This is a genomic window from Myxococcus sp. RHSTA-1-4 (assembly GCF_020037125.1).
GTDB lineage: Bacteria > Myxococcota > Myxococcia > Myxococcales > Myxococcaceae > Myxococcus.
On the sequence record NZ_JAIQDG010000038.1, the window covers coordinates 1 to 18841 of the forward strand.

At 72.6% G+C, this 18841-nt stretch carries 4 protein-coding genes; all 4 read right to left on the reverse strand.

Annotation, left to right across the window (positions count from 1 at the left end):
• A partial coding sequence (locus K8638_RS36555) for a non-ribosomal peptide synthetase (RefSeq protein WP_223759354.1) occupies window positions 1-3314 on the reverse strand: 3314 nt, incomplete at its 3' end.
• Window positions 3315-3463: 149 nt separating this feature from the next.
• Entirely contained in the window at window positions 3464-9400 is a 5937-nt protein-coding gene (locus tag K8638_RS36560; RefSeq protein ID WP_223759355.1) for a type I polyketide synthase, read from the reverse strand.
• Window positions 9401-9451: 51 nt separating this feature from the next.
• Window positions 9452-14086 carry a type I polyketide synthase gene (locus tag K8638_RS36565; RefSeq protein ID WP_223759356.1) on the reverse strand — a complete coding sequence of 1545 codons (4635 nt, stop codon included), beginning with the start codon at window positions 14084-14086 and terminating at the stop codon, window positions 9452-9454.
• Between the two features lie 30 nt (window positions 14087-14116).
• The gene (locus K8638_RS36570) at window positions 14117-18832 is read right to left on the reverse strand and encodes an SDR family NAD(P)-dependent oxidoreductase (protein ID WP_223759357.1); all 4716 of its coding nucleotides are present in this window, start codon (window positions 18830-18832) and stop codon (window positions 14117-14119) included.
• Between the last annotated feature and the right edge of the window lie 9 nt (window positions 18833-18841).

The window sequence follows — 18841 nt, forward strand, 5'->3', positions numbered from 1 at the left end:
GCGAAGGGCATGTTGTAGAGGCTGCCGCCGGGCTCCAACTGGTCGATGAACCACAGCCGCTGCTGCGCGAAGGACAGGGGGCGTGCGTCCGCGTGAAGCTCGGGGAGTTGCTCCCTGGCGGTTCGAGTCTCCTGGGGGGCCTGGAGCGCCGCGTCCACCCGTGCGGCCAGCGCGGAGAGGATGGGCGACTTGAACAGCTCGCGCAGGGGCAGCTCGACGCCGAAGGTGACGCGGATGCGGGAGACCACCTGCGTGGCCAGCAGGGAGTGGCCGCCCAGCTCGAAGAAGTTGTCCTCGGCGCCCACGCGCGGCACGCCGAGCACCTCGGCCCAGAGGGAGGCGAGCGCCTCCTCGGTGGGTGTGCGTGGGGCGGCGTATCGGCTGGCGGCGGTGGCCAGGTCCGGGGCGGGCAGGGCCCTGCGGTTCACCTTGCCGTTGGGCGTGAGGGGCAGCACGTCCATCGTGACGAAGGCGGACGGCACCATGTAGTCGGGCAGCCGCTGCTGGAGCGTGGTCCGAAGCGCCGCCTCCTCCACCGTCACGCCGGGAGCGCCCACGACGTACGCCGTCAGCCGCTTGTCACCGGGCCGGTCCTCTCGCACCAGCACCAACGCCTGCCGCACGGCGGGGTGCTCGGTCAGCGCGGCCTCGATTTCACCCGGCTCGATGCGGAAGCCGCGCAGCTTCACCTGCGAGTCGGCACGGCCGACGAAGTCCATCAGCCCGTCGGGGCGCCAGCGGACCCGGTCTCCCGTGCGATAGAGGCGCGCACCGGGGATGCCGGAGAAGGAGTCGGGGACGAAGCGCTCGGCGGTGAGGGCGGGCTGGCCGACATAGCCGCGCGCCAGGCCGTCGCCACCGATGAACAGCTCTCCCGGAACGCCTGGCGGGACGGGCTGGCCGTGCTTGTCGAGCACGTACAGCCGGGTGCCGCCGATGGGCCGGCCGATGGGGACGGAGGCCTCCACCTGCGCCGGGTCCGTCATCCGGAAGCAGGTGGCGAAGACCGTGGTCTCCGTGGGGCCATAGGCGTTGGTGACGGGAATGCGCAGCTCTTCCAGCGCACGGCGCGCGTGTGCGGGGGGAACGACGTCGCCACCCGTGAGCACCTGCTTCACCGGGCGAAGGCTCTCCAGGTTGCCCTCCACCATCTGGGTGAAGAGGCCGGTGGTGAGCCAGAGGGTGGTGACGCGGGAGTCGCGGAGCACCTGTCCCAGCTCCTCCAGGGAAGGAGGCAGGGGCGGCATGACGACGAGCCGGGCGCCGTGCAGCAGCGCGCCCCAGATTTCGAACGTGGAAGCGTCGAAGGAGATGGGGGCCAGTTGCAGCAGCGTTTCGCCGGGGCCGAAGTGGGCGAAGTCGACGCCAATGAGGGTGCGCAGTACGCCCCGGTGAGTGGTGCCGACGCCCTTGGGCCTGCCGGTGGAGCCGGAGGTGAAGTCGACGTAGGCCAGCGAGTCGGGCAGGGCCAGCGGAGGTGGCGCGTGAGTGGGCTCGGAGGCGAGTGCGGCGTCCTCCAGCATCACGGTGGCGAGTCTGTCGGCGGGAAGACGGGGCAACAACGCTCGCGTGGTGACGAGCACTCGTGGAGAGGTGTCCTCCACCATGCCCGCGAGACGTTCGCGGGGATAGTTCGGGTCCAGGGGGACGTAGGCGCCGCCGGCCTTGAGGATGGCCACCAGCGAGACGATGAGCTCCAGCGAGCGCTCGACGGCCAGGGCCACACACGTATCCGCGCCCACGCCCAACCCGCGCAGGAGCCACGCGAGTTGATTGGAGCGCTCATCGAGCTGGCGGTAGGAGAGCTTGGAGCCTTCGAACTCGACGGCGGTGTTGTCGGGGAAGCGTGCCGCCACCTGGGAGAAGACGCCGGGCAGCGTGGCCTCGCGCGGGTAGTCGGAGCCGGTGGTGCTCCACTCACGCAGCACCCGGCGCTGCTCGGCCTCGTCCATCAGCGGCAGCGCGGACAGGCGCCGCTCCGGGTGCGCGACGATGCCCTCCAGCAGCGTCTGGAAGTGCGCCACCAACCGCGCCACCGTCGCCTCGTCGAACAGGTCCGTGCGATAGACGACGGCGGTTCGCAGGCCCTGGGGCAGCTCGGTGGCGAGCAGGGTCAGGTCCACCTGGGCGGCCCCGCTGTCCACGGGCTGCGCCTCCATCACCAGCCCGGGCGCGCGCAGTGGAGGCATCGGCGCGTTCTGAAGCGCGAACAGCACCTGGAACAGCGGAGTGCTGCCGAGCCGCCGCTCCGGCCGCAGGGCCTCCACCAGCTTCTCGAAGGGCATGTCCTGGTGGGCGAAGGCCCCCATCACCTTCTCGTGGACACGGCCCAGCAGCTCGAGGAAGGACGGGTCTCCGGACAGGTCCGTGCGCAGGGCCACCGTGTTGACGAAGAGGCCGACGAGCCCCTCCAGCTCGGCGCGATTGCGGCCGGCGACCGGCGAGCCCACCACCACGTCGTCCTGTCCGCTGTAGCGGGACAGCAGCACCTGCCAGGCGGAGAGCAGCAGGGTGAAGAGGGTGCGGCCCTCGCGCCGGGCCAGGTCCTTCAACGACTGGAGCAGCGCGGGCGGCAGCATCGCCGTGTGGCGGGCGCCCCGCGTGCTGGTACTGGCGGTGCGCGGCCTGTCGGTGGGCAGCTCCAGCACGGCGTCGGCATCCAGCTGCTGGCGCCAGTAGCCGAGCTGCGAGTCCAGCGTCTCACCCCTCAGCCAGTCGCGCTGCCATGCGGCGAAGTCCGCGTACTGGAGGGGCAGCGGCGGCAGGGACACGGGCTGGCCGGACGCGAGCGCGGGGTAGAGCACGCCCAGCTCCCGCACGAGCACGCCCATCGTCCACCCGTCGGAGACGATGTGGTGCATGTTGAGCAGCAGCAGGTGCTCTTGCTCACCCCAGCGGTACAGCACGGCGCGCAGCAGCGGCCCCTTCTCCAGGTCGAAGGGCTGCCTCGCGTCCGCGTGCAGCCGCTTCCAGGCCTCGGCCTCGGAGCCCTGGACGTCCACCACGGGCAGCTCGACGTTCATCGAGGGCGCGATGTGCTGGAGCAGCCGGCCATCCTGCTCGACGAAGGTGGTGCGCAGGGCCTCGTGCCGGTCCACCAGGGCCTGGAGGGCGCGGCGCAGGGCCGCGGTGTTCAGCTCGCCGGACAGCCGCACGGCGCTGGGGACGCTGAGGGCGGCGCTCCCGGGCTCCATCCGCTCCTGGAGCCACATGCGCTCCTGGGAGAAGGAGACCGGGGCACGACGGGATGCGCGGGCTTTGTCACGCAGCAGCTCCGCGAGCCGCGCGCGTTTCTGCTCTGGGGTGAGCGCCATGGGAACTCCAAAACCAGGTGTCGGACGGGTGCGCGGTACATCCAGCGGCATCCAGCAGATGCCTTGGTTGTATCAGTATCCGCGACACCCCCCACATCAGGAATGCCCATGACGTCAGCCGCGGAGCGAGGCCGGCCCCTCGCCCTGGGTCAGGCAACCTTGTCCGGGTTGCCCTCCATTTCCGCCAGCAGTGCGGCGACCTGCTCGTCGGACAGGTTGTCCAGGTTCTCCAGCAGCTTCTCGGCCCGGTTCTCCTCGGCGGCGCCGGACTTCTTCGGGGCCACCGGAGCGGCCTCGGGCAGCTCATACCCGAGCCGCGTGGCCAGCGCGCGCGTGGACGCGTCGAGCGCGCGCGGCCACTGGATGCGCTTCCACGAGTCGCTCCGCTCGCCCTCGATGCGGGTGTGCTGGAGGATGTTCGGGTCACCCAGGCCGCCGAGCATGCGCTCCCGCTTCCCGTCGTAGGGCTGCACCATGCCCTCGTCGTAGGGCAGGCCCAGGAAGTCGCTGACGCCCTTCATCACCCGCGCCGGCTCGCTCACCAGCTCCTCGTAGCGGACCCAATGGACGCGCTCGGAGCCGATGCGCTCGTAGAAGTCGAGCAGGTTCTGGTTGGGCATGGCCCACACCGTCTCCGCCACCGCGTACGGGTCCACGTCGGCGGAGCCGAAGAGGCTGGGGCCGAAGAGGCGGTCGAAGCGCATACGCACCAGCGACTCCATCACCGGCAGCGGGTGCCGGATGAGGAAGAGGTACTTCGGTTGCTCGAACATCTCCTCGCCCCGCCACAGCGTCTCCGGGTCCATGGCGTACGGCGGCGTCTTGTCCACCAGCAGGCGGCCACCGGACAGCTCCTGCAGGCGCCCGTAGACGGCCTGCGCGGAGACGTTGTCCGCCACCAGCTTGTCGACGAACGCCTGGCCCGCCGTGGAGTCCAGCTTCAGCACCTCCATGAAGGCCCACAAGAGGCCGCGCTCGGTCCACTCCATCTCGTGGCCGAAGCCCACGTTCTGCTTCCACTCCCGCATCGTCTCGAAGAAGAGGAGGTTCAGCTCCGGCGGGCAGAACAGGCGCGGGTGGCCGGCCAGCATGACGCGGAAGAGGGTGGAGCCCGCGCGCGGCGTGGAGTGCACGAACACCATGCTCGGGTTCTTCTTCGCCGCCCGCACCTTGGGGCCGGACGCCTGCCGGCGGTAGGGCCGCAGGGAGAAGGCCGACAGCGGCATGTCGGTGGCGAAGCGCGCCGGGTCCGTCTGCCGCTCCATCTCCGCCAGCAGGTAGCGCGACAGCTCGGGCAGCGAGGCGTGCTCGCGCAGCTCATGCGGGTAGAGCTGGAACTTGAGCTGCTTCTTCAGGTCGAACTCCAGCTCCGCGCCGATGGCGTCCAGGTCCAGGCCCTTGAGGCTGCCATCCGCGGGCAGGTCCTTCACGGCCCGGTTCGTCACCTTGGCCACCTTGCGGCGCAGCCAGTCCTCCAGGAGCGACGGGCGCTCGGTGGGGAAGGCCGTGCGCAGGGCCTCGGCCAGGGGCTTCGTCGGCACCGCCTCGCGCGCCGCCAGCTCCTTCGCGATGAGGCCGGAGAGGCCCGCCACGGTGGGGTTCTCGAAGAGGCTGCGCAGCGGCGGCTCCACCTTGAAGGTGGCCTGGAGCTGGTTGCGGAGCTGCGTGGCCAGCAGCGAGTGGCCGCCCAGGTCGAAGAAGTCGTCGTGCAGGCCGACCTCGGCCACGCCCAGCAGCTCGCTCCACAGCGCGGCCACCGCCTTCTCCAGGTCCGTGGAGGGGGCCACGTACGCCGTCTTGCCCCGGCGCGTCCGGTTCGCGGCCTTCTTCGGCTGCGCGCCCGCCGCCTTCGGCTCGCGGTTGACCCATGTGCGAAGACGCGGCTCCAGGTCGCCGGTGATGACCACCACCTGTCCGTCCAGCCCGGCCTGCACCACCCGGCGCAGCGCCTGGGTGCCCTCGGGCACCGTCATCGTGTACTGGTCCATCGCCGTGCGCAGCGAGGTGTGCTTCGTCTCCTCGGGCCACGGGTCCCACGACGCGCTCACCCAGCGCGGGGACTCCAGCCCGCGGCGGCTCTCCGCGAAGGCGTCCAGGAACTGGTTGCCCGCCGCGTAGGTGAAGTGCGCCAGGCCGCCCAGCACCGACGAGCTGGACGAGAACAGCAGCACGAAGTCCACCGCGCGCCCGCGCAGCGCCTCCTCCAGCGCATAGGTGCCGTACACCTTGGGGCCGAACTGCGTCTCGGCCGCGTCGCGGCGCACGTCCGTCAGCGCCAGGTAGGGCGAGTCACCCCGGGTGACGCCCGCCGTGTGCAGCACGCCGTGCAGCGCCCCGAAGTGGGCCTCCACCTTCGCCACCGCGGCCTTGAGCTGGGCGGCGTCCGCCACGTCCGCGGCGAGCACCAGCACCTCGGCGCCCTTCGCCTCCAGCTCCTTCACGCGGCGGATGCGGCGGCTGACCGTGTCGTCCTCGGGATGGCCCGCGAGCCACGCGTCCCACGCGCTCCGCTCCGGGAGCGCCGTGCGGCCCAGCAGCGCCACCTTCGCCTTCAGCGTCTCCGCCAGGTGGTCCGCCAGCATCAGGCCCACCGCGCCCATGCCGCCGGTGATGAGGTACACGCCCCCCTCGCGCAGCGGGGTGAGCGGCGTGCCCTTCGCCTCCAGCCGGACCGGGGTGTAGGCCTGGACGTAGCGGCGGGTGCCTCGCAGCACCACGAGCATTTCAGAGCCACGGGCGCTGAGCTCCGCCACCAGCATTCCCGCCAGCCGCTCCGCGCGGGGGCTGGACGGCACCGCTACCTCCACCTCCACGCAGCGGGCGGTGACGTGCGGCAGCTCCTGCGGAATCACCTTGCAGGCCGTGAGCAGCGGGGACTTCTCCGCCAGGGACTGGTGCTCGCCGTCCAGGTCGTGCAGCCGGTTGGAGACGACCTCCAGGCGCACCGCCCGGGTGCCCGTGGCCAGCGCCTGTCCCAGTGCGAGGAGGCTGTAGTAGCCGCCCGGCTGCAGCTTCCGGAACAGCTCCGCGCCCGTGCTCGTCACGTCCGGCGCGGTGAGGCTCCACAGGTGCACGATGACGTCCGCGGGCAGGCCCTGCTTCTCCAGGTCCGCCAGCACCGCTTGCAGGTCCGCCTTGCTGTCCGGGGCGGCCACGAAGCGGCGGGCATCCTCGCGCGCGAAGGCGGTGCCCGCCCTCACGCGAACCACCTCACGGCCCTCCGCCGCCAGCCGGCGCGCCAGCGCCTCGCCGACGCCGAGCCCGTCCTCCAGCAGCACCCAGCAGCGCGACTTCGCCAGCGCCTCGCGGTCGAGCTCGGGCGGGGCCGCGGGCTTCCAGGCGGGTACGTGGAACCAGTCCGCCACGTCCGCGTTCTTGCCCGCCGGGGCCCGCTGCTGCGTCTGCGCGGCCGCGCCTTCTACCGGGTCCACCCAGTAGCGCTCGCGCTCGAAGGGGTAGCCCGGCAGCGGCACGCGGCGGCGGCGCTGTCCGGAGTGGAAGCCCTTCCAGTCCACCGGCACGCCCGCGAGCCACAGCTTGCCCAGCGTGCCCATCAGCTTCGCGGCATCCGACTCCGGCTTCTGCGGGTGGCGCGCGGAGGACAGCACGGTGCGCCCGGCCGTCTCCGGCTGTGCCTTCGCGAGGCTGCCCAGCGTCTGCCCGGGGCCCACCTCCAGCAGCACGTCCGAGGAGTCCTTCAGCAGCTCGCGCAGCCCCTGGGCGAAGCGCACCGGCTGGCGCAGGTGCCGCGCCCAGTAGGCCGGGTCGGTGGCCTGGGCCGCGTCAATCCACGTGCCCGTCACGTTGGACACGTACGGCAGCTTCGGCGCCTGGAGGCGCACGCGGCGCACGGCCTCGGTGAAGGGCGCGAGGATGGGGTCCATCATCGCCGAGTGGAAGGCATGGGACGTATGCAGCCGCCGCGCCTGCACGCCGCGCGCGGACAGCTTCGCCTCCATCGCGTCCACCGCCTCCGACGGGCCCGCCACCACGCACATCGCCGGGCCATTCACCGCCGCGAGGTCCAGCTTCCCCTCCAGCAGCGGCGCCACCTCCGCCTCCGGCAGCGGCACCGCGAGCATGGAGCCCGCGGGCAGCGACTGCATGAGCGCCCCGCGCTTCGCCACCAGCGCCAGCGCGTCGTCCAGCGAGAAGACGCCCGCGAGGCATGCGGCCACGTACTCGCCGATGCTGTGGCCCACCATGGCGCGCGGCTTCACGCCCCAGGCCATCCACAGCTTCGCCATCGCGTACTCGAGGACGAACAGCGCGGGCTGGGTGAGCGCGGTGCCCTCCAGCTTCTTCGTGGCCTCGGCCTCGCCGCCGGCGGTGGGGTAGAGCACCGTGCGCAGGTCCAGGCCCAGGTGCGGCTTCAGCTTCTCCGCGCAGGTGTCCACCTCGGCGCGGAACGCGGGCTCGGAGTCGTACAGCTCGCGCGCCATGTTGACGTGCTGCGCGCCCTGGCCGGGGAACATGAAGACCACCGGCCGGTCGCCCACCTCGCGCACGCCCGTGAGGACGCTCGGAGCCCGGGAGGCCAGCGCCTCCGCGGCCTCGCCCGTGGCGCGCGCCACGAGCACGCGGCGGTGGTCGAAGTCCTTGCGGCCCATCTGGAGCGTGAAGGCCACGTCCGCCAGCGACGCGCCCGGGTGCTCGCGCAGCCACGCCGCCAGGTTGCCGGTGGCGGTGTCCAGCGCGGCCTCGCTCCGGGCCGACAGCACCACGAGCTGCTGGGGACGCGACGGGCCCGACGCCGCCGCCTTCGGCGCCTCCTCCAGGATGATGTGCGCGTTGGTGCCGCCGAAGCCGAACGAGCTGACGCCCGCGCGCAGCGGGCCGGTGCCCGTCCAGTCCGTCAGCTTCGTGTTGACGGTGAAGGGGCTGCTGGCGAAGTCGATTTGCGGGTTGGGCTGCGTGAAGTTCAGCATCGGCGGCAGCTTCCGGTGCTGGAGCGACATCACCGTCTTGATGAAGCCCGCCATGCCCGCGGCCACGTCCAGGTGGCCCACGTTGCCCTTCGCCGTGCCCAGCTTGCAGAAGCCCTTTTTGTCCGTGCTGGCGCGCCACGCGTTGTTCAGCGCGAGGATTTCAATCGGGTCTCCCAGCGACGTGCCCGTGCCGTGGGCTTCCAGGTAGCTGATGGCGTCCGCGTCCAGTCCGGCGCACGCCAGCGACTCCAGCAGCACCTCCGTCTGGCCCTCCACGCTGGGCGCGGTGAAGGACGCCTTGTGCGAGCCGTCGTTGTTCACCGCCGAGCCGCGCACCACGGCCAGCACGTTGTCGCCGTCCGCCAGCGCGTCCTGGAGGCGCTTGAGCACCACCACGCCCGCGCCGCTGCCGAAGACGGTGCCCTCCGCCTTCGCGTCGAAGGGGCGCACGTGCCCGTCCGGGGACAGCATGCTGCCCGGCTCGTAGGTGTAGCCCGCGCGGTGCGGCACGTTGACGGCCGTGGCGGCGGCCAGGGCCATGCGGCACTCGCCCATCAGCAGGCTCTGGCAGGCCAGGTGGATGGCCACCAGCGACGTGGAGCACGCCGTCTGCACCATGGTGCTGGGGCCGGTGAGGTTGAGCTTGTAGGAGAGGCGCGTGGCCAGCGAGGACACGTCGTTGCCCAGCTCCACCAGCAGCCTGTCTTGAGGCTGGAGCGCGGCGCGGTTGGCCAGCACGTGGAAGAGGTACGTGCTGGTGCGGGTGCCGGCGAAGACGGAGATGCGCTCGCCCGGGTGTTTGTCCGGGTCATAACCCGCGTGCTCCAGCGCCTCCCACGCGCACTCCAGCAGCAGGCGCTGCTGCGGGTCCATCACCCGCGCCTCCAGCGGCGTGTAACCGAAGAGGCCCGCGTCGAAGAGCTCCACGCCGTCCAGCACCGGCGCCGCCTTCACGTAGCGGCCGGAGCCCAGCTCCTCGGCGGAGACACCCGCGGCGCGCAGCTCGGCGTCGGTGAGCGGGACGATGGACTCCACTCCCGCGCAGAGGTTCTTCCAGAACTGCTCCACGTCCTTCGCGCCGGGAAAGCGCCCGGACATGCCGATGACGGCGATGGCCAATCCTTCGAAGCTGCCGTCGGTGTCGTTGATGTCAGCCATGGTGTCTTCTCGTAAGGGGTGTAGGGCCGGAGGGTGCGTGCCGTGACGCGCCTACTTCTGCCGGCGGTGGAGCCACTGGTTGCGGCGGCTCAGTTCTTCCTTGCGCTTCGCCAGCTTCTCCGCGCGCTCGCGGGCCGCCGCGTCGCCCTCGCCCAGGAGCTCCGAGAGCGAGCGCGCCGTGGGGCGCTGGTACAGGGTGGCGGCCGGCACCTCCACCTGGAGGGCCTGCCGGAGCTGTGCCGAGGCCTGGACGGCGAGCAGTGAGTCGCCGCCCAGCTCGAAGAAGTTGTCGTCGATGCCGATGGGCTCGATGCCCAGCACGGCCTGCCACACCGTGGTGAGGGTGCGCTCCAGGTCCGTGCGCGGCGCCACGTAGGCCGCGGCGAGCGCCGGGCGCGGGTGGCTCTTGCGCGCTCCCGGCGTGGCACCCGCCTGGGTTTGCGACGGGGAGCGCGCCGATTGCCGCCGCCGCGCCGCCAGGTCCGCGGTGCAGACGGCGATGGGCCCGCCCGAGGCCCCCGCGAGGATGCGGCGCGTGGCGCTCACGCCCTCCTCGGGGCTGAGCGCGAACTTCGCCAGCGCCCCCAGCGCGGTGGACTCGTCCAGCTTCCACGCGTCCCAGCCCACGCTGTGCCAGGGCACGGAGCCCGCGTCGGAGCGCGCCTCCGCGAAGGCATCCATGAACGCGCTGGCCGCCGCGTGCGCGACCTGGCCCAGGCCCCCCAGCACCGAGGACAGCGACGACATCAGCAGCACGAAGTCCAGGCCGTCCGCGGGGAGCGCCTCGGCCAGGGCCCGCAGGCCGTGGAGGGCGGGCGCGAAGTGGGCGGCGCGCTGCTCGGGGCCCAGGTCCTGGATGGCGCCCAGCATGGCGCCGCGCAGCCCGCCCGCGGCGTGGATGACGCCGTGGATGCGGCCGAAGCGCTCCACCGTCCGGGCCACGGCGGCCTTCAGTTGCTCCGCGTCGGTGCCGTCCGCGCCGAGCACCAGCACCTCGGCTCCGGCCGCCTCCAGCGCCTGCGCGGCCTCCACCTTGCGGCGCGTGGCGTCCGTCGGCTCATGCGTGGCCAGCCACTGTGCCCACTGCTCGCGGGCCGGGAAGTCCGGGGCCTCCACCAGCGCGAGGCGCGCGCGGAAGTTCCGCGCCAGCGCCGAGGCCAGCACGTGGCCGGGGCCCTCCAGGCCGTCGGTGACGAGGTACACGCCGCGCTCGCACAGCGGCCGGCTGGACGCGGCGTCCTCCTCCAGCCGAAGCGGCTCGAAGGTCTGCACCCACCGCTGGCGCCCGCGCCAGGCGACCACCGGCTCCGCCGCGCCCGCGAAGAGCTCCGCCAGCAGGTGCTCCGCCAGCGCGGAGGCTTCCATGCCAATGCCCGCCGGGGCCACGTCGGCCAGCCGGCAGGTGAGGTGCGGGTACTCCTGGGGCACCACGCGGCAGGGGCCCAGCAGTGCCGCCAGTTCGGGCACCAGGGCGTCCGCGCGCTCCACCCGCGCGGCGCCACTGGCCACCACGAGCACGTGCCTCGGCTGGCTCTGTGCACCCAGCGCCTGCGCGAGCGACACGAGGCTGTCGAAGCCGTGGTGCACCGCCTCGTCCCGGAGCACGTTCCCGGACGTCACGCCCCAGAGGTGCACCACGCCGCCCACCGCGTGTCCCTGCTGCTGGAGCGCGTCCAGCAGGGCGGAGTAGTCCTCGCGCCGCTTCGGGTCCACGGCGAAGGAGCCGTCATTCCGCTGGCTGAACGCCGGGCCGGGGACGACTCGGACCACGGAGTGTCCCGCCGCGACGAGCCGGGAGGCCATCGCGTCCGCCACGCCCGCGCCGTCCGCGAACATCAGCCAGCTCCGCACGCTGGCCGCGGGCCCGGTGGCCGTGGCCGCACGCGGCAGCGGCGCGCGCTTCCACGAGGGCACGTAGAACCAGTCCGCCGGGTCGCTCTTCTTCTCGGCGGAGGCGGAGGTGGCCGCCGCGGGACGCGCCGCGCCCAGGCCGCTCCCGGGCCGGGCCTCAATCCAGTACCGCTGCCGCTCGAAGGGGTAGGTGGGCAGCGGCAGCCTGCGCCGCTGCTCCTTCTTGGAGAAGCCCGCCCAGTCCGGGTGGACGCCGCCCAGCCACAGCTTGCCCAGCGCGCCCAGGAGCACGGTGACGTCATCGGCGGACGTCTCGCGCGGGTGCCGCGTGCAGGAGACCGCCACGCGTCCCTCGGCGCCGGGCTGCTGCCGCGCCAGCGAGACGAGCGTCGTCCCGGGGCCCACCTCCAGCAGCGCGAGCTGCGGCTTCTTCGCCAGCTCGCGCAGGCCCGCGTCGAAGCGCACCGCCTGCCGCAGGTGCTGTGCCCAGTACGCCGGGTCCGTGGCCTGCGCGGCGTCAATCCACGTGCCCGTCACGTTGGAGAGGAAGGGCAGCTTCGGCGCGTTGAGCTTCACCGCGCGCACCGCGTCCGTGAAGGCCGGGAGGATGGGGTCCATCATCGCGGAGTGGAACGCGTGCGACGTGTGCAGCTTCGCCACGCCCACGCCGCTCGCCTCCAGCTTCGCCTGGAGCGCGGCGACGGCCTCCGTGGGGCCCGCCACCACCGTGAGGCGCGGCCCGTTGACGGCGGCCAGGGACAGCTCCGGCGTCAGGTGCGGGCGCACCTCGTCCTCGGGGAGCTGCACGCTCAGCATGGCCCCGGCGGGGAGCGACTGCATGAGCGCCCCGCGCTTCGCCACCAGCGCCAGCGCGTCCTGCAAGGAGAAGACACCGGCCAGGCACGCGGCGACGTACTCGCCCACGCTGTGCCCCAGCATGGCCTGCGGCTTCACGCCCCAGGACATCCACAGCCGCGCCAGCGCGTACTCCACGGCGAAGAGGGCCGGCTGGGTGAGGGCCGTCTGTCCCAGCTTCTTCGCGGCCTCCTCCGCGCCCGCGGCGTCCGGGTAGAGCACCGTGCGCAGGTCCAGCCCCAGGTGCGGCAGCAGCCCCGTGGCGCAGGCGTCCAGGTGCTCGCGGAAGACGGGCTCGGCGTCGTACAGCCCGCGCGCCATGCCCACGTACTGCGAGCCCTGGCCCGGGAAGAGGAAGGCCACCGGCCGGTCCTGCACGGAGGGCGCGTCCGTCCCGCAGCGAGGCGTCCCCTCCGCCTCCAGCGCGGCGAGTGCATCCTCGCGGTCCGTGCACACCAGCACACGGCGGTGGGCCATGGGCTGCCGCCCCACCTGGAGCGTGTAGGCCACGTCCGCCAGGGGCTGCTCCGGGTGCGCGCGCAGGTGCCGCGCCAGCCGCTGCGTGGCGGCCTCCAGCGCGGTGGCCGAGCGGGCCGACAGCACCAGGAGCTGCGCCTTCCGCGACGGGCCCGAGGGCGGCAGGTCCGGGGCTTCCTGCACGACGATGTGGGCGTTGGTGCCGCCCACGCCGAAGGAGCTGACGCCCGCACGGCGCGGGTGCTTCGGGTTCGCCGGCCACGGCTCCAGCTTCGCGTTGACGTAGAAGGGGCTGCTCTCGAAATCAATCTCGGGGCTGGGCTGCTCGAAGTGGAGGCTGGGCGGCAGCTCGTGGTGCTCCAGCGAGAGCACGGCCTTGATGAGGCTGGACACGCCGGCCGCGTTCGCCAGGTGGCCGATGTTCGTCTTCACCGAGCCGATGGGAATCTTGCGTGCCGGGACGGCCGGGGCCGCGCTGGCCTTGCGGGGGCGGAACGCCTTCGTCAGCGCGCGCACCTCGATGGGGTCGCCCATCTTCGTGCCCGTGCCGTGGGCCTCCACGTAGCCGATGGTCTCCGGCTCCACGCCCGCCGCGCCCAGGGCCTCGCTGATGACGGCGGCCTGGCCCTCCACGCCCGGCGCCGTGAAGCCCACCTTCATCGCGCCGTCGTTGTTGATGGCGGAGCCCTTGATGACGGCGTGGATGTGGTCGCCGTCCTCCAGCGCGTCCTGCAGGCGCTTGAGCACCACCACGCCCGCGCCGCTGCCGAAGACGGTGCCGTCCGCCTTCGCGTCGAAGGCACGGCAGTGTCCGTCCGGCGAGACGATGCCTCCAGGCAGGTAGCGGTAGCCCTCCGGGTGCTTCACGTGGACGGAGACACCGCCGGCCAGCGCGATGTCGCATTCCTCGTTGAGCAGGCTCTGGCAGGCCACGTGCGTGGCCACCAGCGACGTGGAGCACGCGCTGGCGATGGAGTAGCTGGGCCCGCGCAGGTTGAGCTTGTACGCGACGCGGGTGCCCAGGAAGTCCCCGCCGTTGGCCACGTCAATCTGCACCTGGTCCAGCATGCTGAGCTGGTCCGCGTTGGGCACCAGGTGGTGCAGCAGGTACGTGTTCGTCGGTGCGCCGCCGAAGACGCCGATGGCGCCCTTGAAGGACTCGGGCGCATAACCCGCGCGCTCCAGCGCCTCCCACGCGCACTCCAGGAAGACGCGGTGCTGCGGGTCCATCAGCTCCGCCTCGCGGGGCGTGTAGCCGAAGAAGCCCGCATCGAAGAGTTCCATGCCCTCCAGTGCGGCGGACGCCTTCACCCACGACGCGTCCTTGCGCAGGGCCGCGTCCACGCCGAGCGCTTCCAGCTCCGCGTCGCTCACGGAGCGGATGGACTCCACGCCCTCGCGCAGGTTGCGCCAGAAGGCGTCGAGGTCGGGCGCTCCGGGGAAGCGCCCGGTCATGCCGATGATGGCGATGTCCTGCTCGTCGGCGACGATGTCGGTAGGCATGGCGGCGGACTTCCTGGAAGGGGGGACGGCTCAGTTCTCTTCTTCGGGCGCGTCCTCGGAGGACCCACCCCGGCGCGAGGCACGGCGGGCGCGGCGCCGCGCGCCCCGGTCCAGGCCCGAGTCCTCTTCCTCCGCCGGTGCCGCGTCGGGAGGCCGGGTGGCGGCCTTGATGAGCTTCGCCAGGGCGTGCACCGTGGGGCCCTCGTAGAGGCTGACGGCGGGGATGGAGACGCCGAACTGCTCGCGCACGCGGGCGATGAGCTTCACGCCCACCAGCGAGTTGCCGCCCAGCTCGAAGAAGCTGTCGTGCACGCCCACCTGGGCGATGCCCAGCGTGGATTCCCACAGGCGGGCAATCGTCTCCTCGAGCTCGTCGCGGGGCGCCACGTACGGGTTCTGCAAGGTCGGGCGGGGTGTCCGGTCATTCGCTCCTGCGTCCGCCTGCACCAGCGCGGCCTGGGGCTTCTCCGCCTGCTTCTCCTGCTCCGGACGCGTCCAGCGCGCGGCGCGGGCCGACAGGGAGCTGGTGGACACGGCCACGTGGCCCACCGGGCCCAGCCCGAGCAGGTGCTCGAAGGCGCGAGCGCCCTCGTCCGCGGAGACGGCCAGCGCGCCGAACGGCGTGGCCGCGGCCAGCGGAGAGGCCGAGCCCTCCTCGAAGCGCCACGCGTCCCAGCCCACGCTGGTCCACGGCACGGGCGACTCCTGCGTGTGCTTCACGGCGAACGCGTCCATGAAGCCCGTGGCGGCCGTGTACGAAGCCAGGCCCAGGCCACCCAGCACCGCCGCCAGCGACGAGGCCAGGTGGCAGAAGTCCAGCGTCCTGCCGGCCAGCGCCTCCTCCAGCGCGTACACGCCCTGGATGCGGCTGCGGAAGTGGTTGCGCACGTCCTCCGGGCGCGTGTCCGGAATGGCGCGGAAGAGGGCAGGGTCCACGTCGCCCGCCGCGTACACCACGCCGTGCAGCGCGCCGAAGCGAGACACCGCCGCGTCCACGGCCGCGCGGAGCTGCGTCCGGTCCGCGACGTCCGCGGCCACCACGTGCACCTCGGCGCCCAGCGTTTCCAGTTCCCGCACCTTGTGGATGCGGCGGCTGACCGCGTCCGTCTCACCGTGCGACGCCAGCCACGCGTCCCAGCCGGAGCGCTCCGGCAGCGCGGTGCGGCTGGCCAGCACCAGCTTCGCCTTCACCTTCCGGGCGAGCGCCCGCGCGTGCGCGGTGCCCAGCGTGCCGAAGCCGCCGAGCAGCAGGTACACACCGCCCTCACGCAGCGGCAGGGACTCCGCGCGGAGCGCGTCCGGAGCCACGGGCTCGAAGACCTGCGCGTGACGCTGCCCACCGCGGTACGCGATGGCGGCCTCCGCGCGCGAGGCGGCGGCGCACTCGGCCAGCAGCGCCTCCGCCAGCGTGGCCTCGCGCCAGCTTCCCGGCGCGGGGAGGACGACGTCCACGGAGCGGCAGGACAGGTGCGGGTACTCCTGGGGAATCACGCGGCAGGGGCCCAGCACCGTGGCCCACTCCGGGCGGGGCTGCTCGTCCGCGAGCGCCTGCATCCGGTGGGTGACGGCCACCAGCGACACGGGCTTCGCGCCGCCCTGCCGGCCGAGCGCCTGCGCCAGGAAGAGCAGGCTGGAGAAGCCCCGCTCCAGCGCCACGTCGAGCGCCGCCTCACCGGAGGACTCCCCGGCCACCGCGCCCCACAGGTGGAGGATGCGCTCCGGCGCCAGCCCTTCCGCGGTGAGCGTCGCCAGCAGCGTCGCGTAGCCCGCGGCATCCTTCGGGTCCACCGTCCAGTGACGCGCGCTCACCTGCGCGGTGCGCGGGCCCGGGGTGAGGGTGACGACGTCCTGGCCCACCTCCGCCAGCCGCTTCGCCACCTGTCCGCCCAGCCCGTCCGTGCCCGGGGTGAAGAGCCACCAGCACGCCTTCGCCTTCGCCCACTCGCCGGAGGCCAGGGGCGGCGTGCGCTTCCACGTGGGCAGGTAGAACCAGCGCGACACGTCCTGCTTCTGGTCCGCGCCGGCGGTGTCGTCGACGTGCGCCTTGCCCGCGCCGCCGTGCGACTCCTTCTTCGGCTCCACCCAGAACTTCTGGCGCTCGAAGGGCGCGGTGGGCAGGGGGACGCGGCGGCGCCGCTCGCCGTCGATGAAGGCGTCCCAGTCCGGCTCCACGCCCGCCAGCCACAGCCGGCCCAGGGCGCCGAGGAAGAACTCCACGTCCGCGTGCGACTCCTTCGGGTGGCGCAGCGAGCTGATGAACGCGTGCTGCGCTCCCTTCGCCGGGTGCTGGCGGGACAGCGTGGCCAGCGTGTTGCCGGGGCCCACCTCCAGGAGGATGGCGTCCGCGTCCTTCAGCAACTCACCCACGCCGTCCGCGAAGCGCACCGCGCCGCGCAGGTGCTTCGCCCAGTAGTCCGGGCTGGTGGCCTCGTCGGTGGTAATCCACTTCCCGGTGACGTTGGAGAGGTACGGCACCTGGGGCGCGTTGCGCTTCACCTTCCGCACCGCCTCGCGGAAGGCCTCCAGGATGGGGTCCATCATGGACGAGTGGAACGCGTGCGAGGTGTGCAGCCGCGTGCTGTTCACCCCCCGCGACGCCAGCGTCTCCGCGAAGGACTCCACCGACGCCACCGGCCCCGCCACCACGCAGGTGCCCGGGCTGTTCACCGCGGCGATGGACAGCTCCGCGGGCAGGCTGCCCGCCACCTCGGACTCGGCCAGGGACACCGCGAGCATGGTGCCCGCCGGCATGCCCTGCATCAGCCGGCCGCGCGCGGCCACCAGCGCCAGCGCGTCCTCCAGCGAGAACACGCCCGCCAGGCACGCCGCCACGTACTCGCCAATGCTGTGTCCCAGCATGGCGCGAGGCTTCACGCCCCAGGACATCCACAGCTTCGCCAGCGCGTACTCGATGACGAAGAGGGCCGGCTGGGTGAGCGACGTCTGCTTGAGGCGCTCGGCGGCGGCCTCCCGCTGCTCCGCGGGCGGGTACAGCACCGTGCGCAGGTCCAGGCCCAGGTGCGGCTTCAGCTTCTCCGCGCACGCATCCACGTCCGCGCGGAAGGAGGGCTCCGTTTCGTAGAGCTGCCGGCCCATGTCCACGTACTGCGAGCCCTGGCCGGAGAAGAGGAACATCACCGGCCGGCCCGCGGACTCCTGGGCGCCGGTGAGCACGCGCCCGGGCTCGCGCGAGGCCAGCGCCTCCACCGCGTCCCCCACCGAGCGGCACACCACCGCGCGGCGCTTGCCGAAGCGCTTGCGGCCCACCTGGAGCGTGTAGGCCACGTCCGCCAGCGACAGGTCCGGGTTCTCCTTCAGGTGCGACACCAGCCGGTCCGTGGCGGTCTCCAGCGCGGTGTCCGAGCGCGCGGACAGCAGCAGCAGCTGCGCGGGGCGGCGGGGCGCGTCCGTGGGGGGCAGCGGCGGGGCCTCTTCCAGGATGGCGTGGGCGTTGGTGCCGCCCATGCCCAGCGAGCACACGCCCGCGCGCCGGGGCGTGGGGCCGTCCTGCCAGTCACGCAGTTGCGTGTTCACGAAGAAGGGGCTGTTGGCGAAGTCGATGGCCGGGTTGGGCGTCTCGAAGTGGAGGCTGGGCACCAGCTTCTTGTGGTGCAGCGACAGCGCCACCTTCATGAAGCCCACCGCGCCCGCCGCGGAGTCCAGGTGGCCGATGTTCGTCTTCACCGAGCCCAGCGCGCAGAACTGCTTCGCGTCCGTGCCCTGGCGGAAGGCCTGCGTCAGCGCCGCCACCTCGATGGGGTCTCCAATCTGCGTGGCGGTGCCGTGCGCCTCCACGTAGCCGATGGAGTCCGGCGTCACGCCCGCCACCGCCTGCGCGAGGGCAATCGCCTCCGCATGGCCCTCCACGCTGGGGGCCATGTAGCTGACCTTGTTGGAGCCGTCGTTGTTGCACGCCGAGCCCTTCACCACCGCGTAGATGGTGTCGCCGTCGCGCACCGCGTCTTCCAGGCGCTTCAGCATGATGACGGCCGCGCCATGGCCGGCGACGAAGCCCTGGGCCTTGGCGTCGAAGGTGTGGCAGTGCCCGTCCGGGGCCGTGGTGCCGCCCTCGTAGTAGAGGTAGCCCGCCTTCTCCGGGAAGTGGATGGAGACGCCGCCGGCCAGGGCCGCGTCACACTCGTACGCCAGCAGGCTCTGGCAGGCGAAGTGGATGCAGGTGAGCGAGGTGGACGAGGAGGACTGCACCGTGACGGCCGGGCCCTTGAGGTTGAGCCGGTACGCCACCTCCGTGGTGAGGCTGTCCTTGTCGTTGCCGATGGACGCCTGGAGGCTCTCCAGCGAGGCCACGTGAGCCAGGTGCGCGTAGATGTTGTTGAGCAGGTACGTGTTCATGCTCATGCCGCCGAACACGCCCACGCGGCCGGGCTGGTGCTCCGGGCTGTAGCCCGCGCCCTCCATGGCCTCCCACGCGCACTCCAGGAAGACGCGGTGCTGCGGGTCCATCAACGCCGCCTCGCGCGGGTTGAGCCCGAAGAAGGCCGCGTCGAACATCTCCGTGTCGCCGAGCACGCCGCCCGCCTTCACGTAGTTGGGCGCCCGCACCAGCGCGGGGTCGATGCCCTCGGCGATGAGCTCCTCCTCCGTGAAGAAGGAGATGGTCTCCACGCCGCCGCAGAGGTTCTTCCAGAACTCCGCCACCGTCTTCGCGCCCGGAAGCCGCGCGCCCATGCCGATGACGGCGATGCCTTCCAGGCCCCCACCCTGCGTCTCTGTCTCGGTGCTCATGTCTTCATC

Coding starts and splice junctions, on each gene's coding strand:
- K8638_RS36570 (WP_223759357.1), bottom strand. CDS start 18,832: ATGAGCACCGAGACAGAGACGCAGGGTGGGGGCCTGGAAGGCATCGCC.
- K8638_RS36560 (WP_223759355.1), bottom strand. CDS start 9,400: ATGGCTGACATCAACGACACCGACGGCAGCTTCGAAGGATTGGCCATC.
- K8638_RS36565 (WP_223759356.1), bottom strand. CDS start 14,086: ATGCCTACCGACATCGTCGCCGACGAGCAGGACATCGCCATCATCGGC.